Genomic DNA, 16,983 nt, shown 5'->3' with positions numbered 1-16,983 from the left:
GAGGTGCGAAACGTGGCGGTACGCGCGATCCGGGGGGCGACGCAGGTCGACGCCGACGACCGGGACCAGATCCTGGCGGCCACCGCCGAGCTGGTCACCGAGGTGATGGCGCGCAACGGGCTGACCACCGACGACGTCATCAGCGTGATCTTCACGGCGACGCCCGACCTGACCGCCGAGTTCCCGGCGCTGGCGGCGCGCAAGCTCGGCTTCCACGAGGTGCCGCTGCTGTGCGCCACCGAGATCGGCGTGCCGCACGCGCTGCCCCGGGTGATCCGGCTGATGGCGCACGTGGAGACCGACCGTCCCCGCTCGGAGATCCAGCACGTCTACCTGCGGGGGGCCACGGCGCTGCGCCTGGACATCGCGCAGTGACGCCAGAGGCGGGGAGCCCGCCGGCTCCGTGCCGCGTCCGCGAGGCCGAGCGCACGCGGCGCGGCGGTGACGCGGCGGGCCCCGTCCGCCGGCCACGGGCGGGCGCATCCGCGCGGCGCGGGCGGGCGTCCGGGGCGGCTACCCTTGACGGGTGGCTGAAGAGGGCTTTCCACGGCGCATCGCGGTGATCGGGACCGGGCTGATCGGCACCTCGATCGCCCTGGCCATGCGCGAGCGCGGCGCGGAGGTGGTGCTCGCCGACCGCGACGCCGCCGCGCTGGCGATGGCCGTCGAGCTCGGCGCGGGCACGGCCCTGCCCGCCGACGGGCCGGTCGACGAGCCCGCCGACGTGGCGGTGCTGGCCGTCCCGCCCGCCGCGGTGGCCGTCACGCTGCTGGACGCGCAGAAGCGCGGCCTGGCCGCGGTCTACACCGACGTGGCGAGCGTCAAGGCGCTGCCGCTGCGGCAGGCCCGCGAGCTGGGCTGCGAGCTGGGGACGTTCGTCCCGGGGCATCCGCTGGCCGGGCGCGAGCGCTCCGGACCGGCGGCCGCCCGCGCCGACCTGTTCCTCGGCCGGTCCTGGGCGCTGTGCCCGCCGCCCGAGACCGAACCGGAGGCCGTCGAGGCGGTCACCGCGCTGGCCCGGGCGTGCGGCGCCGAGCCCGTCACCGTCGGCGCCGAGGAGCACGACCGGGCCGTGGCGCTCGTCTCGCACGCCCCGCACGTCGTGTCGGCCGCGGTCGCGGCCCGGCTGACCGGCGCCGACGACATGGCGCTCGGCCTGGCCGGGCAGGGCCTGCGGGACGTGACCCGCATCGCCGCGGGCGACCCGAAGCTGTGGATCGGCATCCTCACCGGCAACGCCCAGCCGGTCGCCGACGTGCTGGAGGCCGTGGCCACCGACCTGGCCGTGGCGGCCTCGCTGCTGCGCGACGGCAGCGAGCGGGCCGCCGCGCACGTCGCCGACCTGCTGCTGCGCGGCAACGCCGGCTGCTCGCGCATCCCCGGCAAGCACGGCGGCGACCCGTCCGCCTACGCCGTGGTGCAGGTGGTCATCCCGGACCGTCCCGGCGAGCTGGCCATGATCTTCCAGGCGGCGGGCGTCGCCGGGGTCAACATCGAGGACGTGCGGATCGAGCACTCCCCGGGCCGCCCCCTGGGCGTGCTGGAGATCTCGGTCAAGCCCGAGGCCGCCCGGCGGCTGGCGGAGGAGCTGCGGTCGCGCGGCTGGTCGGTCCCCGGCCTGGCGTGACGGCCCCGCCGGCCCGGCGCGGCGGCCCGAAGGGGCCGTCGGCACGGGTACGCTGACGCGTCGGGGAACACGGCCGCCGGGTGCGCCGGCGCCGTCCGCGCGCCCGCCGCGGGACGCTCGCGGGCAAGCCGTCTCATCACGGAAAGGGAGCGATCGTGCCGCTCGTCATCGCCATGGACGGCCCCTCCGGGTCGGGCAAGTCCAGCGTCTCTCGGGGCGTGGCCCGCGCGCTCGGGCTGCGCTACCTCGACACCGGCGCCATGTACCGCGCCATGACGTGGTGGATGCTGCGGGCCGGCGTGCCGGTGGACGACGCCGAGGCGGTCGCGGCCCGCGCCGGGGAGCCGGTGATCGAGTCGGGCACCGACCCCGACGCGCCGACCATCGCGGTGGACGGCCAGGACGTGTCCGGCCCCATCCGCACCCGCGAGGTGACCAACGCGGTCAGCGCGGTCAGCGCCGTGCCCCGGGTGCGCGAGCGGCTGGTGGCGCTGCAGCGCGAGATCATCGGCGAGGGCGGCATCGTGGTGGAGGGCCGCGACATCGGCACCGTCGTGGCGCCCGACGCGCCCGTCAAGGTGTTCCTGACGGCCAGCGAGGAGGTCCGGGCCGCCCGCCGCGCCAAGGACCTGGCCCACGACCCCGGCGCCACGGTGACGGTGACGCTCGCCGAGCAGGCCCGCCGCGACCGCCTCGACTCGACGCGGGCGGCGTCGCCGCTGACCAAGGCCGAGGACGCGCACGAGATCGATTCGACCGAGCTGACCCTCGACGAGGTGATCGAGGCGGTCGTCCGCCTGGCCAAGAGCGCGTCCTAGCGGACGGCCCGGGGGTACGGACCGAAGGACGGAAAGGGCGGCCGGCGCCGTGCGCGGCGCCTCGAACGCGAGCGTGGAGCAGTGAGCGAATACGAGATCGAGACGGTGGACGGCCCGGCGGCCGCGGACGAGGCGGCGGCGCCGGTCCCGGTGGTGGCCGTCGTCGGCCGTCCCAACGTCGGCAAGTCGACCCTGGTCAACCGGATCCTGGGCCGCCGCGAGGCGGTCGTGGAGGACGTGCCGGGCGTGACCCGCGACCGCGTCGCCTACGAGGCCACCTGGAGCGGCCGCCGCTTCACCATCGTCGACACCGGCGGCTGGGTGCCCGACGCGACCGGCCTGGCCGCCGCGATCGCCGAGCAGGCGCGGCTGGCGGTCGACCTGGCCGACGTGGTGCTGTTCGTGGTGGACGCGACCGTCGGCGCCACCGACGTGGACGACGCCGTGGTGGAGATCCTGCGCCGCTCCGGCAAGCCGGTCGTGCTGGTCGCCAACAAGGTCGACGACGCGGCGACCGAGGCGGACGCGGCCCTGCTGTGGTCGCTCGGCATCGGCGAGCCGCACCCGGTCAGCGCCCTGCACGGCCGCGGCAGCGGCGACCTGCTGGACGCGGTGCTGGAGGCGCTGCCCGCCGAGCCGCCGCCCGAGACGTACGGCGAGGTCGGGGGCCCGCGCCGGGTGGCGCTGCTGGGCCGTCCCAACGTCGGCAAGTCCAGCCTGCTCAACAAACTGGCGGGGGAGAACCGCGCCGTCGTCGACTCGGTCGCCGGGACCACCCGCGACCCGGTGGACGAGCTGATCGAGCTGGGCGGCCGGGAGTGGCGGTTCATCGACACCGCGGGCATCCGGCGGCGCCACCGCGAGAACCAGGGCGCGGACTTCTACGCCACGCTGCGCACCCAGTCGGCGCTGGAGCGCGCCGAGGTGGCGGTCGTGCTGATCGACGCCTCCGAGCCGCTGGCCGACCAGGACCTGCGGATCATCTCCATGGTGATCGAGGCGGGCCGGGCCCTGGTGATCGCCTACAACAAGTGGGACCTGCTGGACGAGGAGCGCCGCTACTACCTGGAGCGCGAGATCGACCGGCAGCTGCACAACGCCCGCTGGGCGCCGCGCGTGAACATCTCCGCCCGCACCGGGCGGCACGTGGAGAAGCTGGTGCCCGCCCTGGACACGGCGCTGGAAGGCTGGGGCACCCGCGTCCCCACCTCCCAGCTCAACCGGTTCTTCGCCGACCTGGTGGCCGCGCACCCGCACCCGGTGCGCGGCGGCAAGCAGCCCCGAGTGCTGTTCGCCACCCAGGCGGACGTGCGCCCGCCCCGGTTCGTGCTGTTCACCACCGGTTTCCTGGAGGAGGGGTACCGGCGGTTCATCGAACGGCGCCTGCGCGAGGAGTTCGGCTTCCAGGGCACGCCCATCGACCTGGTGATGCGCATCCGCGAGAAGCGCGGCAAGCGCAAGTGAGCCGCCGGCGAGCGCCGGGTTCCGCATTGACGCAGAAACGAGAACATGTTCTCGTTTCTGCGTGAGGTTCCTGCTGTTGCTCGGGTGCGCGGCGGCGTGCGTGGCGCTGAGCTTCGCCTGGCGTGAGCCGTGGATCGGCGCCGTCGGCCTTCTGGTCGCCTTCGCGGCCATGTTCACCGACCGCGACGACGTTCCGCTGGACGACGAGAAGCGCGCCTACGAGCCGACCGCGACCGTGCGCAAGATGCGCGCCCGCGACCGCTGACGCGCGCGGAGCCGCGGCGTCCGGGGCATGAGCGATCGCTCCGTGCGGGCGCGGGACGCTCCGCACGGAGCGGTGGTCCAGGACGCCGCGGACGCCGGGTCAGGGACGGGGTCCGTCCCTGTGCTCTCCGGCGACCCGCTGGTCGTGCCGTTCGACGGGTGAGGCGCCGGCGTGCGGCCGGGGCGCGGACGGCCCTGGTCCCGGCGCGCCGGGTGCGGGCGGAGGGGGCGCCTGCGGCGTTGCGGGCCCGTCTGCCGGCTGGGTCGGCTGAGTGGGCTGGGTGGGCTGCGTCTGCTGGGGCGGCTGCGTCCGCTGGATCGGCTGGGTCGGCGGCGTCGACGGCGGTGGCCCGGCGCCGGGGACGGCTCCGCCGAACCCGGACGCGCGGCTGTACCGGCCGTGCGGCGGTGCGAGCGGCTGCGTCGCGCCGGACTCGCCCGCGGCGGGCCGGGCGGCGGCCTCGCGTTCCGCCGCGCTCCGGGCGGCCCGTCGGGCCTCGCGCACGCCGACCACGGCGAAGCGGCCCAGGGCCGCCGCGGCGAGGAACACGATCACCACGCCGAGGCCGCTGAAGCCCGCCACCTGCTCGGCCACCCGCATGCCCGTGCTCGTCCCGAGCGGGGCGCCCACGCCGTTCGGCTCCCACAGCGGCGCGACCGTGTGGCCGACGACGAACCAGGCGCCGCCGAGCGCGGCCAGCCACGCCCCGAACATCGCGGCCGCGCGGTGCGCGCTGACGAGCAGGATCAGTCCGCCGAGCACCGCGGCGATCCCCGGAAGGACGCTGAGCTGCAGGCGTGCGGACGTGTACACCCAAGGCTCGTCGGGCGCGAAGCCGAAGTGCAGGTACGGGCCGATGAACGGCAGCAGGGCGCCCCACAGCCCCAGCAGCACGAGCAGGAAGCCGCTGAGGACGCCCCGGGTGCGCGGAGCCCGCATGGTCCCAGTCATGATCCCCCTCCTGACCGGGAGGACGTGATCTGTCGGCGAAGGGCCTACCCCCTTGCTCCGCCCCCAAGCACGTTATATGGCCTGCGAAAACGCGTGAAGAGGCTGCTCGGCGAGCAGGCGCCGACGACCCCCATGGGCAGCGGGAGGACGTCGACGAGCGCGCTCCTTGAGAGAGCACTCCGTGCGCCGCGCCGTCCCGGGACGGCCCGGCCCACTGCCCACTCGAATCGATCGCACGGGAGTCGAATGGACCAGCCCCGCACCTGCTGTGCCTTCAGGTCGATTCGCATGGCATCTGCTGTAGGAAACGGCCGATTCCCTTCGAATCGGCGAAGGTCTACGATGGGCGCGTGACGACGTTCCGGATCAGTGAGGCGGCCGCGCTGCTGGGCGTGAGCGCGGACACCGTCCGCCGCTGGGTGGACGGCGGACGGCTGCCCGCCGTCCGCGACGAGCACGGGCACCGGCGCGTCCCCGGCGCCGAGCTGGCCGCGTTCGTCCGCGACCAGGGGCGGCGCGGCGACGGGGAGCCGGGGGAGCGGTTCTCCTCCGCCCGCAACCGGATGCGCGGCATCGTCACCGACGTGCACCGGGACGGGGTGATGGCCCAGGTGGAGATGCAGGCCGGGCCGTTCCGGGTGGTCTCGCTGATGAGCCGCGAGGCCGCCGACGAGCTCGGGCTGGAGGTCGGCGTGGTCGCCGAGGCCGTCGTGAAGTCCACCAACGTCGTCGTCGAACTGCCCGACCCCGCTCGGGCCCGGGGGTGAGGGGCGCCCGCCGGTCGACCGTCCGCCCCGGCGAGCACTCGAGAGGACCGGAGGAACCGTGGTGGAGCGCGTACGGACACGGATCGCGGCGCTGGTCCTGGCGGCCGTGACCGCCCTGGCCTTGGCCGGGTGCGGCGACGTGGAGGACGGGGACGCCTCCGCGGGCGCCGAGCGCGGCGGGAGGACGCTCACGGTGTTCGCCGCGGCGTCCCTGACCGAGACGTTCACCTCCCTGGGCGAGGCGTTCGAGGCCGCCCACCCCGGCGTCACGGTGCGGTTCGGCTTCGGCGGCAGCTCCACCCTCGCGCAGCAGATCGTCCAGGGGGCGCCCGCGGACGTGTTCGCCGCGGCCAGCACCGCCACGATGAAGACCGTCGCCGACCGGGGCGCCGCGTCCGGGCAGCCTCGGATCTTCGCCAGGAACCGGCTGGTCATCGCCGTCGCCAAGGACGCGGCCGGCAAGGTCACGTCGCTGCGGGACCTGGCCGGACGCGACCTGAAGGTCGTGCTGTGCGCCGAGCAGGCGCCCTGCGGCGACGCCGCCGGCAAGGCGCTGCGCGCGGGCGGCGTCCGGGTCGAGCCCGTGTCCCGCGAGAAGGACGTCAAGGCCGTGCTCACCAAGGTCCGGATGGGCGAGGCCGACGCCGGACTGGTGTACCGCACCGACGTGCGGGCGGCGTCCGGGCAGGTCACGGGCGTGGAGTTCCCCGAGTCGGCCGAGGCGGGCAACGACTACCCGATCGCGGTGCTCGCCGAGGCGCCGCAGCCCGAGCTGGCCCGGGAGTTCGTCCGGCTGGTGCTCTCGGGCCAGGGCCGCACCGTGCTGGCACAGGCGGGGTTCGAGGCGCCGTGACCGGGAGGCCCGACACCGTGCGCGCTCCCGCCGGCGGGGCGTCCCCGGAACGCGGGTTCGGACGGCGGCCGCCGTGGATGCTGGTGCTGCCCGCGCTGGTGGGCCTGGGCTTCCTGGTGCTGCCGCCGGCCGGGCTGCTGCTGCGCGCGCCGTGGTCGACGCTGGGCACCCGGCTGGCCGATCCGCGGGTGCTGGAGGCGCTGCGGCTGTCGCTGCTCACCGCCACCGCGGCCACCGGTGTGTGCCTCGTTCTGGGCGTGCCGCTGGCATGGGTGCTGGCGCGCGTGCCGTTCCCCGGCGCCCGGCTGGTGCGGGCGCTGGTGACCGTCCCGCTGGTGCTGCCGCCCGTGGTCGGCGGCGTGGCGCTGCTGTTGGTGCTGGGCCGCCGCGGACTCGTCGGGCAGTGGCTGGACGCGGCGTTCGGCGTCACGCTGCCGTTCACCACGGCGGGCGTGGTGCTCGCCCAGACGTTCGTGGCCATGCCCTTCCTCGTCATCAGCGTGGAGGGCGCGCTGCGCGCCGCGGACCTGCGCTACGAGGAGGCGGCCGCCACGCTGGGCGCCACCCGGTGGACGGTGTTCCGCCGGGTGACGCTTCCGCTGGTCGCCCCCGGGGTCCTGGCGGGCGCCGTCCTGTGCTGGGCGCGGGCGCTGGGCGAGTTCGGCGCGACGATCACGTTCGCGGGCAGCTTCCCGGGCCGCACCGAGACCATGCCGCTGGCCGTCTACCTGGCACTGGAGACCGATCCGGAGGCGGCGGTCGTGCTGAGCCTGGTGCTGCTGGCGGTGTCGGTGCTCGTCCTGACCGCCCTCCGCGACCGATGGCTGGACGTCGCGTGAGCCGCCCTGACACCCCGATGACGACGGGGCGGGAGGAGCGGGCCGCCGGCCGCGGCGGGCTCGAGGCGCGGCTGCTGGTGCGGCGCGGAGATTTCGCACTGGATCTGGAGCTGACGGCCGCGCCCGGCGAGGTCGTCGCCCTGCTGGGCCCCAACGGGGCGGGCAAGAGCACCGCGCTGCGCGCGCTGGCCGGGCTCGTCCCGTTGGCGGACGGGTACATCCGAGTGGACGGCAGGGACCTGCATCGCCTGCCCCCGGAGCGGCGCGGCATCGGCATGGTCTTCCAGGACTACCTGCTGTTCCCTCATCTGAGCGCGTTGGAGAACGTCGCGTTCGGCCTGCGCTGCCAGGGCGTGCGCAAACGCGAGACCCGCCGTATCGCGGCCGAGTGGCTGGAAAGGGTCGGCCTGGCCGAGTACGCGTCCGCGCGTCCGCGCGCCTTGTCGGGCGGGCAGGCCCAGCGGGTGGCGTTGGCGCGCGCCCTGGCCGTGCGGCCGCGCCTGCTGCTGCTGGACGAGCCGTTGTCGGCCCTGGACGCGCACACTCGGCTGGAGATCCGGTCCGGGCTGCGGCGGCGCCTGGCGGGGTTCGACGGGGCCGCCGTGCTGGTCACCCATGACCCGCTGGACGCCATGGTGCTGGCCGACCGGCTCGTGGTGCTGGAGGGCGGGCGGCCGGTGCAGCGGGGACGGCCCGCCGACGTCGCCCGGCAGCCCCGCACCGAGTACGTGGCGCGCCTGGTGGGCCTCAACCTCTACCGGGGCCAGGCCGACGGCCGCACGGTGCGGGTCGAGGGCGAGGGCGGCGCCAGAATGGAGCTGGACACGGTTGACCATGTCCTGGGAGAAGTTTTCCTGGCTTTTGAGCCGACGGCGGTCGCGCTGTACCGGTCGCGGCCCGAGGGCAGCCCTCGCAACGTGTGGCGCGCCCGGGTCGCGGCCGTGGAGCGGCACGGGGACCGCGTCCGTGTCCGTCTGCAGGGGCCGCCGCTGTCCGCGGCCGCCGACGTGACGCCCGCCGCGGTCGCGGAACTCGAATTGACCCCGGGCGCCAGGGTTTGGGCGGCCTTGAAGGCTACCGAAACGCGCGTTTACCCGGCCTGAACTCTCCGCCGCAACGGCGCTCTGCAAGCGCTTTCCCTTGCGGTCGGCTGGTGATATCAGTCACAAATGGGTAGGTCTGCCCCCAATGACCCGCGGCAAGTGGTCCAGACCAAATGGAAAAAACTGGCGGGTTTGTTCATGATGCAGAGATCCTGCGAACTGCTGAAGGAGTAGCCCGTGTCCCACCAGGTCACCGCGTCCTTGGACCAGGCCCCGACCAGTCACCGCGAGCTGATTGACTGGGTGCGCGGGATCGCCGAGCTCACCCGTCCCGACCGGATCGAATGGTGCGACGGCTCGGACGCGGAATGGGAGCGCCTGACCGACCTTCTCGTCGAGCAGGGAACCTTCAAACGGCTCAATCCCGAGAAGCGTCCCAACAGCTTCTACGCCGCCTCCGATCCCACGGACGTGGCCCGCGTCGAGGACCGCACCTTCATCTGCTCGGAAAAGAAGGAGGACGCCGGCCCCACCAACAACTGGATCGCGCCGGACGAGATGCGCGCCACCTTCCGCGAGCTGTTCGCCGGGTGCATGCGCGGACGCACCATGTACGTGGTGCCGTTCTGCATGGGCCCGCTCGGCGGCAACATCTCCCAGCTCGGCGTGGAGATCACGGACTCGCCGTACGTGGCGGTGTCGATGCGGATCATGACGCGGATGGGCACCGACGCGCTGCGGCTGATCGAGGAGCGCGGCTCGTTCGTCAAGTGCGTCCACTCGGTGGGGGCGCCGCTGGAGCCCGGCCAGAAGGACGTCCCGTGGCCGTGCAACAGCACCAAGTACATCTCGCACTTCCCCGAGACCCGGGAGATCTGGTCCTACGGGTCCGGCTACGGCGGCAACGCGCTGCTGGGCAAGAAGTGCTACGCGCTGCGCATCGCCTCGACCATGGCCCGCGACGAGGGCTGGCTGGCCGAGCACATGCTGATCCTCAAGCTGACCCCGCCGGACGGCGAGGTCCGCTACGTCGCCGCCGCGTTCCCGTCGGCCTGCGGCAAGACCAACCTGGCGATGCTGCAGCCGACCATCCCGGGCTGGAAGGTCGAGACGATCGGCGACGACATCGCCTGGATGCGCTTCGGCGAGGACGGCCGGCTGTACGCGATCAACCCCGAGGCCGGGTTCTTCGGCGTCGCCCCCGGCACCGGCGAGGCCACCAACGCCAACGCCGTCAAGACCCTGTGGGGCAACAGCATCTTCACCAACGTCGCGCTCACCGACGACGGCGACGTGTGGTGGGAGGGCCTCACCGAGGAGCCGCCCGCGCACCTGATCGACTGGCGGGGCAACGACTGGACGCCGGACTCCGACACGCCGGCGGCCCACCCCAACGCCCGCTTCACCACCCCGGCCGGGCAGTGCCCGATCATCGCGCCGGAGTGGCAGGACCCCAAGGGCGTGCCGATCTCGGCGATCCTGTTCGGCGGCCGCCGCGCCACCGCCGTGCCGCTGGTCACCGAGTCGTTCGACTGGCAGCACGGGGTGTTCCTCGGCGCCAACGTGGCGTCGGAGAAGACCGCCGCGGCCGAGGGCAAGGTCGGCGAGCTGCGCCGCGACCCGTTCGCCATGCTGCCGTTCTGCGGCTACAACATGGGCGACTACTTCGCCCACTGGCTGAAGATCGGCCGGTCCACCGAGCCGGAGAAGCTGCCGCGGATCTACTACGTCAACTGGTTCCGCAAGAACGCCGACGGCACGTTCATCTGGCCGGGCTTCGGCGAGAACAGCCGGGTGCTCAAGTGGATCGTCGACCGGCTCAACGGCCGCGCCGACGCGGTCAAGACCCCGATCGGCCACCTGCCGACCCGCGAGTCGCTCGACACCGACGGCCTGGACATCGACGACGCCGACCTGGACACCCTGCTCAGCGTCGACGTCGAGGAGTGGAAGCGCGAGGCGGCGCTGGTCCCCGAGTTCTTCAAGACCTTCGGCGACCGCCTGCCCAAGGAGCTGTGGGACGAGTACCACGCCCTGATGCACCGCCTCGGCGAGTGACACCGGCGCGGCGGGTGACACCGCCCGGCGACTGACACCGCAGGGCCGCCGCTCTCCGCGGCGGCCCTGCGCATGCGGCCGTGAGACCGCCCTTTCGGGTGCGGCCTCACGGTCTTTTGCTCTCTTTGCATCCCCTGTGGGCATATTGCGCCGCATCACCGGCGAGAGGAGAGGTCAGGCCCACTTTTCCCGGGGGAGCGCCCATGGACGACCTGCTGGCCCGCGGCTGGTGGACGCTGGCGCTGCGCGGCGCCGTCGCCATCCTGTTCGGCGTGGCGGCCTGGGTCTGGCCCGGCATCACCGTGCTCGCCCTGGTGCTGCTGTTCGGCGCGTACGCGCTGGTGGACGGCGCGGCGGCCGTGGTCGCGGCGGTGCGGGGCGTGCCCGGCGAGTCGCGGGCGTGGCTGGGGCTGACCGGCGCCTGCGGCATCGTGCTGGGGATCGTCGCCCTGCTCTGGCCCGGGATCACCGGGTTGGCGCTGCTCATGCTGATCGCGGTGTGGGCGCTGGTCACCGGAGTGCTGGAGATCGTCACGGCGGTGCGGCTGCGCCGGGTGATCCGCGGCGAGTGGCTGTACGTGCTCACCGGGGCCGTGTCGGTGCTGTTCGGGGTGCTGCTGCTCGTGTGGCCGGTGTCCGGGGCCCTCGCCGTCGTCTGGCTGATCGGGTTCTTCTCCATCCTGTTCGGCGCCGCGATGGTCGGCGCCGCGCTGCGGCTGCGCCGCCTGGCCCGCGAACTGGCCGAACCGGGCATGCGGCCCGGCGGCGCGTCCGCCACCCACTCGTAGCGGCCCGCGCGAACCGCTCGCGTCCGCCCTTCGTGCGCTCCGCGGCGTCGACAGTGTCCAATGAGCGACGTCCGGCGGGCGACGCGGTCGCGACGGAGCTCAACCAATCTTGAGGTCATCTAAGATCGTGGCATGACGCGCCTGGAGCACAGGGTGCACGAGCTCACCGTCGGCCAGCTCGCCGAGCGCAGCGGCGTGTCGGTGTCGGCGCTGCACTTCTACGAGTCGAAAGGGCTGATCAGCAGCCGCCGCACCGCGGGCAACCAGCGCCGCTTCACCCGCGACACCCTGCGCCGGGTCGCCTTCATCAAGGTCTCCCAGCGGGTCGGCATCCCGCTCAGCGAGATCAAGAAGGCGCTGGCCACGCTGCCCGAGGGCCGCACCCCCACGGTGGAGGACTGGGCGCGGCTGTCGGAGCTGTGGCGCGCCGACCTCGACGAGCGCATCGCGCAGCTGGAGCGCCTGCGCGACGACCTCACCGACTGCATCGGCTGCGGCTGCCTGTCGATCAACAAGTGCGCGCTGGCCAACCCCTACGACCGGCTCGGCGACGAGGGCCCGGGCCCCCGCCGCCTGCTCGTCCGCCCCGGGGAGCGCCCCCGCCGCCGGCCCGCGCGCGGCGAGGACGCCGAGACCCCCGACGCTCCCGCGCCCTGCGGCCCCGACTGCTGACGGCGACCGCGAAGAGGCGGGAGCGGACGGCAAGAGCCGAAGGGAAGCGAGGCCCCGCGCGCCTCAGCGGCTGCGGGACAGCGCGCCGCGGTTCGGCTGCGAGCCGCGCGGGGCGCGGTCGCGGCCGTGCGGGTCGACGCGGCGCGGCGCCGGCTCGCGCCCGACCGGCTGGCTGGGCCGCGGGCTGCTCGGCACGTGCGGGACGTCCAGCTCCACCGGCTTGTCGGCGAGCTCGAACTCCTGGTCGTAGTGGTACAGCCGCAGGCCCGGGCCGTCCAGCAGCTCGTAGCAGGCCGACTCCCCGGTCACGGTGACCTTCAGCCGGTTGCCCCGGTAGCGCATGCGGAACGCCAGCCGGCTGATCCCTCCGGGCAGGCGCGGCGCGAACCGCAGCACGCCCTTGGACGCGCGCATCCCGCCGAACCCGGCGACCAGGCCGCTCCACGCCCCGGCCATCGAGGCGATGTGCAGGCCGTCGCGGGTGTTGCGGGCCAGGTCGTGCAGGTCCATCAGCGCGGTCTCGCCCAGGTAGTCGTGCGCCAGGTCCAGCTGCCCCACCTCGGCGGCGATCACCGCCTGGGTCTGCGCGGACAGCGACGAGTCCCGCACCGTCAGCGCCTCGTAGTAGTGGAAGTTGCGCACCTTCTGCTCGTAGGTGAACGCCTCCCCGCACAGGTGCATGGCCAGCACCAGGTCGGCCTGCTTGACGACCTGCTTGCGGTACAGGTCGAAGTAGGGGTAGTTGAGCAGCAGCGGGTAGTGGTCGGGCTTGGTGGCCGCGAAGTCCCAGCGCGCGTGGTTGGTGAACCCCTCGCTCTGCGGGTGCACCCCCAGCCGCTCGTCGTAGGGGATCATCATCGCCGCGGCCGCGTCCCGCCACGACGCCGCCTCCTCGGTGCTGACGCCGAGCCGTTCGGCCAGGTCCGGGTGGCGCATGGCCATCGCCGCGGCCTCGCGCAGGTTCCGCTGCGCCATCAGGTTGGTGTAGACGTTGTTGTCGACGATCGCGCTGTACTCGTCCGGGCCGGTCACGCCGTCGATGCGGAACACGCCCTCCACGTCGTGGTGGCCCAGGCTGCGCCACAGCCGGGCGGTCTCCACCAGCAGCTCCAGGCCGACCTCGCGTTCGAACTCCTCGTCGCCGGTGGCGTCCACGTACCGGACGACCGCGTCGGCGATGTCGGCGTTGATGTGGAACGCGGCGGTGCCCGCCGGCCAGTAGCCCGAGCACTCCTGCCCGCGGATCGTCCGCCACGGGAACGCCGCGCCCGCCAGGCCCAGCTGGTCGGCGCGTTCGCGGGCCAGCCCCAGCGTCATGTGCCGCCACCGCAGCGCGTCCGCCGCCGCCGGCGGGTGCGTGTAGGTCAGCACGGGGAGCACGAACGTCTCGGTGTCCCAGAAGGTGTGCCCGTCGTACCCGGGACCGGTCAGACCCTTGGCGGGGATCATCCGCCGTTCGGCGCGCGCGCCCGCCTGCAGGATGTGGAACAGCCCGAACCGGACCGCCTGCTGCACCTCGGCGTCGCCGTCCACCTCGACGTCCGCGCCGCACCAGAAGTCGTCCAGGTAGGCGCGCTGCTCGTCCAGCAGGCCGCTCCAGCCGGTGTGCTTGGCCGCGGCCAGCGCGCCCACCACCTGGTCGTGCAGCGCGGGACGGGTCCGCCGGCTGGACCACCCGTAGGCCAGGTATTTGACGATCCGCAGCCGCTGCCCCGGCTCCAGCCGCGTGGCCACGGTGAGCCGGGCGACGTCCGGGAAGCTCTCGATGTCGGTCGCCATGTGCTCGGGACCCTCGATCTGGTGGTCCATCGCCGCGGCCATCCGCAGCCCGCTGTGCCGGGTGCGGTGCACCATGACCGCCTTGGTGTGGTTGGTGGTGTGCTCCTCGCTGACCAGCGGGGACTCCAGCACCGCGGCGGTGCGCGGGTCGCGGCCGAGATCGGGCAGCGACTCGTTGGCCACCAGCTCCGACTGCGCCACCACGCGCACCGAGCCGTCGACCGGCTCGACGTCGTAGCAGATCGCGGCGATGGCGCGCTGCGTCAGCGACACCAGCCGCACCGAGGTGATGCGCACCGAGCGCCCCGCGGGGGAGGTCCACTCCACCTGGCGGGTGAGCGTGCCCGCCCGCATGTCCAGGACGCGCTCGTGGAAGTCGAGCCGCCCGTACCGCACGTCGAACGGCTCGTCGTCCACCAGCAGGCGGATCAGCTTGCCGTTGGTCACGTTGATCACGGTCTGCCCCGACTCGGGGTAGCCGTATCCGGCCTCGGCGTGCGGCAGCGGCCGCAGCTCGTAGAACGAGTTCAGATAGCTGCCGGGCAGCCCGTGCGGGTCGCCCTCGTCCAGATTGCCGCGCAGTCCCACGTGCCCGTTCGACAGCGCGAACACCGACTCGCTCTGCGCCAGGCGGTCCAGCCGCAGCTCCGGTTCGCGCACGCACCACGGTTCGACCGTGAACACCGGCGGATCCACCGCGGCGGTGTGGCGGCCCCCGCGCCCATCGCTCACTTGTCCTCCAGAAGTTCGGATAGATCCCCGACCACGACGTCGGCGCCGTGCCGCGCCAACGCCCCCCGATGATCGCCGCCGACCCGGTCGACGCCCACGACGTAGGCGAAGCCCCCCGCGCGGCCCGCCTCGACGCCGGCGAGCGCGTCCTCGAACACCGCCGCCCGCGACGCCGGAACCCCGACCGCCTCGGCCCCCGCGAGGAACATGTCGGGCGCGGGCTTGCCGGGCAGGTCGCGCTCCTGCGCGGTCACGCCGTCGACGCGCGCGTCGAACAGGTCGGTGATGCCCGCGGCGCGCAGCACGTGCACCGTGTTGGCACTGGACGACACCACCGCTGTGCGCAGCCCGGCGTCGCGGGCGGCGCGCACGTACCGCACCGACCCCTCGAAGACCTCGACGCCCTTCTCCTCGAGGAGCTTGAGGACCAGCGCGTTCTTGCGGTTGCCCAGGCCCCGGACGGTCTCGGCGTCGGGCGGGTCGTCGGGTCTGCCCTCGGGCAGCGTGATGCCGCGCGAGGCGAGGAAGGAGCGGGTGCCGTCCTCGCGGCGCTTGCCGTCGACGTACTTGGCGTAGTCGCCGTCGTCGAACGGGACGAACGGCTCTCCGGTGGCCGCCGACCGCGCCTTCAGATACGCGTCGAACATCTGCTTCCACGCGGCGGCGTGCACCGCGGCGGTATGGGTAAGTACGCCGTCCAGGTCGAACAGGCAGGCGGCGACCGATTGCGGCAGTCCCAGCATGGTTCCCCCCTCGCGACTTCCGCGATCTCTACGATGCGTCCCGTTCCCTGATTGGAACAAGGACATGCGGCCGCCGGGTTCACCGAACAAGGGCGACTCTGCCCGCGTACAACGGGCAAGGGGCCTGAACGAAGAGGAGACATGTCAATGACCAAGGCGCGCATAGGTGTCACCGGGCTGGCGGTGATGGGCCGCAACCTGGCCCGCAACCTCGCCCGGCACGGGCATCCGGTGGCCGTGCACAACCGCACCGCTGCCCGCACGAAGGCGCTGATCGAGGAATACGGCGACGAGGGGACGTTCATCCCCGCGGAGACCCCCGAGGAGTTCGTGGCGTCGCTGGAACGCCCCCGCCGCCTGGTGATCATGGTGAAGGCGGGCGCGCCCACCGACGCGGTGATCGAGGAGTTCGCGCCGCTGCTGGAACCCGGCGACATGATCGTCGACGGGGGGAACGCGCACTTCGCCGACACCCGCCGCCGCGAGGCGGCGTTGCGCGAACGCGGGCTGCACTTCGTCGGCACCGGCATCTCCGGAGGGGAGGAGGGGGCCCTGCACGGGCCGAGCATCATGCCGGGCGGCTCGGCGGAGTCCTACGAGGCGCTCGGTCCCCTGCTGGAGGACATCGCCGCCAAGGTCGACGGCACGCCGTGCTGCACCCACGTCGGACCGGACGGCGCCGGGCACTTCGTCAAGATGGTCCACAACGGCATCGAATACGCCGACATGCAGCTGATCGCCGAGTCGTACGACCTGCTGCGGCACGCCGCCGGACTGTCCCCGGCGGAGATCGCCGAGGTGTTCCGGACCTGGAACACCGGCCGGCTGGAGTCGTACCTCATCGAGATCACCGCCGAGGTGCTCGCGCACACCGACGCCGCCACCGGCCGCCCGTTCGTCGACGTGGTGCTGGACCAGGCCGAGCAGAAGGGCACCGGCCGCTGGACCGTGCAGACCGCGCTCGACCTCGGCATCCCGGTGTCGGGCATCGCCGAGGCGGTGTTCGCCCGGTCGGTGTCGGGCCACGCCGAGCTGCGGCGCGCCGCCCGCAACCTGCCCGGCCCGCAGAACGACGTGCGGTACCTGTCCGGTTTCGCCGACGACGTGGAACAGGCCCTCTACGCGTCCAAGGTGATCGCCTACGCGCAGGGCTTCCACCAGATCCAGGCGGCCAGCGCCGAGTACGGGTGGGGCATCGACCTCGCGAAGATGGCCACGATCTGGCGCGGCGGCTGCATCATCCGCGCCCGCTTCCTGGACCGCATCCGCGCCGCCTACGAGGCCGACCCGCGGACCCCGACGCTGCTGACCGACGACCACTTCGCCGAGGCCGTCGGCGCCGCGCAGGACGCCTGGCGCCGCGTCGTCGCCACCGCCGCCCAGCTCGGCATCCCGGCGCCCGGCTTCTCCAGCGCGCTGGCCTACTACGACTCGCTGCGCGCCGAGCGTCTGCCCGCGGCCCTCACCCAGGGGCAGCGCGACTTCTTCGGCGCCCACACGTACCGGCGCGTCGACCGCGAGGGCTCGTTCCACACCCTCTGGAGCGGCGACCGCTCCGAAGTCGAAGCCTGACCCGTCCGCGTC

General features: G+C 73.7%; 16 protein-coding genes. 13 read left to right on the top strand and 3 right to left on the bottom strand.

Going from position 1 to position 16,983, the window contains the following annotated elements; genetic code table 11:
- Positions 1–12 precede the first annotated feature (12 nt).
- The 5 genes from aroH (at position 13) to AR3_RS21670 (ending at position 4,174) form a co-directional block, all read left to right on the top strand.
- Positions 13–375 carry a chorismate mutase gene (aroH, locus tag AR3_RS21690; protein ID WP_067916302.1) on the top strand — a complete coding sequence of 121 codons (363 nt, stop codon included), beginning with the start codon at positions 13–15 and terminating at the stop codon, positions 373–375.
- Positions 376–526: 151 nt separating this feature from the next.
- Positions 527–1,627: a prephenate dehydrogenase gene (locus AR3_RS21685; RefSeq protein ID WP_083951762.1), complete on the top strand. Its 1,101-nt coding sequence runs from the start codon at positions 527–529 to the stop codon at positions 1,625–1,627.
- Positions 1,628–1,782: 155 nt separating this feature from the next.
- Positions 1,783–2,445, top strand: coding sequence for a (d)CMP kinase (cmk, locus tag AR3_RS21680; RefSeq protein ID WP_067916300.1), 663 nt, complete (start codon positions 1,783–1,785; stop codon positions 2,443–2,445).
- An 81-nt stretch (positions 2,446–2,526) separates the two neighbouring features.
- The gene (der, locus tag AR3_RS21675; RefSeq protein ID WP_067916298.1) at positions 2,527–3,909 is read left to right on the top strand and encodes a ribosome biogenesis GTPase Der; all 1,383 of its coding nucleotides are present in this window, start codon (positions 2,527–2,529) and stop codon (positions 3,907–3,909) included.
- A 61-nt stretch (positions 3,910–3,970) separates the two neighbouring features.
- Positions 3,971–4,174: a hypothetical protein gene (locus tag AR3_RS21670; RefSeq protein ID WP_067916296.1), complete on the top strand. Its 204-nt coding sequence runs from the start codon at positions 3,971–3,973 to the stop codon at positions 4,172–4,174.
- Positions 4,175–4,273: 99 nt separating this feature from the next.
- On the opposite strand, the gene AR3_RS31545 is transcribed toward AR3_RS21670, so the two are convergent.
- A complete protein-coding gene (locus AR3_RS31545) occupies positions 4,274–5,125 on the bottom strand; it encodes a hypothetical protein (RefSeq protein WP_146150190.1) in 852 nt (283 codons plus the stop codon).
- Positions 5,126–5,475: 350 nt separating this feature from the next.
- Between AR3_RS31545 and AR3_RS21660 the strand changes: the two genes are divergently transcribed.
- The 7 genes from AR3_RS21660 (at position 5,476) to soxR (ending at position 12,145) form a co-directional block, all read left to right on the top strand.
- A complete protein-coding gene (locus AR3_RS21660) occupies positions 5,476–5,892 on the top strand; it encodes a helix-turn-helix transcriptional regulator (RefSeq protein WP_067916292.1) in 417 nt (138 codons plus the stop codon).
- Between the two features lie 61 nt (positions 5,893–5,953).
- Complete coding sequence (modA, locus tag AR3_RS21655) at positions 5,954–6,745, top strand: molybdate ABC transporter substrate-binding protein (RefSeq protein WP_067916318.1); 792 nt, start codon at positions 5,954–5,956, stop codon at positions 6,743–6,745.
- Between the two features lie 77 nt (positions 6,746–6,822).
- Positions 6,823–7,584: an ABC transporter permease gene (locus AR3_RS21650; protein ID WP_106258361.1), complete on the top strand. Its 762-nt coding sequence runs from the start codon at positions 6,823–6,825 to the stop codon at positions 7,582–7,584.
- Positions 7,585–7,601: 17 nt separating this feature from the next.
- Positions 7,602–8,687, top strand: coding sequence for an ABC transporter ATP-binding protein (locus AR3_RS21645; protein WP_067916288.1), 1,086 nt, complete (start codon positions 7,602–7,604; stop codon positions 8,685–8,687).
- Positions 8,688–8,864: 177 nt separating this feature from the next.
- Positions 8,865–10,685 (top strand): phosphoenolpyruvate carboxykinase (GTP), encoded by a 1,821-nt coding sequence (locus AR3_RS21640; RefSeq protein WP_083951761.1) that lies wholly within the window; start codon positions 8,865–8,867, stop codon positions 10,683–10,685.
- Between the two features lie 203 nt (positions 10,686–10,888).
- Complete coding sequence (locus tag AR3_RS21635; RefSeq protein WP_067916286.1) at positions 10,889–11,473, top strand: HdeD family acid-resistance protein; 585 nt, start codon at positions 10,889–10,891, stop codon at positions 11,471–11,473.
- Positions 11,474–11,605: 132 nt separating this feature from the next.
- Positions 11,606–12,145: a redox-sensitive transcriptional activator SoxR gene (soxR, locus tag AR3_RS21630; RefSeq protein WP_067916284.1), complete on the top strand. Its 540-nt coding sequence runs from the start codon at positions 11,606–11,608 to the stop codon at positions 12,143–12,145.
- Positions 12,146–12,208: 63 nt separating this feature from the next.
- On the opposite strand, the gene AR3_RS21625 is transcribed toward soxR, so the two are convergent.
- Positions 12,209–14,656: a glycoside hydrolase family 65 protein gene (locus AR3_RS21625; protein ID WP_227022997.1), complete on the bottom strand. Its 2,448-nt coding sequence runs from the start codon at positions 14,654–14,656 to the stop codon at positions 12,209–12,211.
- Positions 14,653–15,399 carry a beta-phosphoglucomutase family hydrolase gene (locus AR3_RS21620; RefSeq protein WP_067916281.1) on the bottom strand — a complete coding sequence of 249 codons (747 nt, stop codon included), beginning with the start codon at positions 15,397–15,399 and terminating at the stop codon, positions 14,653–14,655. Before AR3_RS21620 ends, AR3_RS21625 begins: the two co-directional genes overlap by 4 nt.
- 147 nt (positions 15,400–15,546) lie before the next feature.
- On the opposite strand from AR3_RS21620, the gene gndA reads away from it, so the two are divergent.
- Positions 15,547–16,971, top strand: coding sequence for an NADP-dependent phosphogluconate dehydrogenase (gndA, locus tag AR3_RS21615; RefSeq protein WP_067916279.1), 1,425 nt, complete (start codon positions 15,547–15,549; stop codon positions 16,969–16,971).
- The last annotated feature ends 12 nt before the right edge of the window (positions 16,972–16,983 follow it).

The sequence above is a fragment of the Actinomadura rubrobrunea NBRC 15275 genome (assembly GCF_001552235.1).
In the GTDB taxonomy this organism is placed as follows: Bacteria; Actinomycetota; Actinomycetes; order Streptosporangiales; family Streptosporangiaceae; genus Spirillospora; species Spirillospora viridilutea.
Note: the sequence above shows the minus strand (reverse complement) of the source record. Positions and strands in the feature narration are given on the sequence as shown.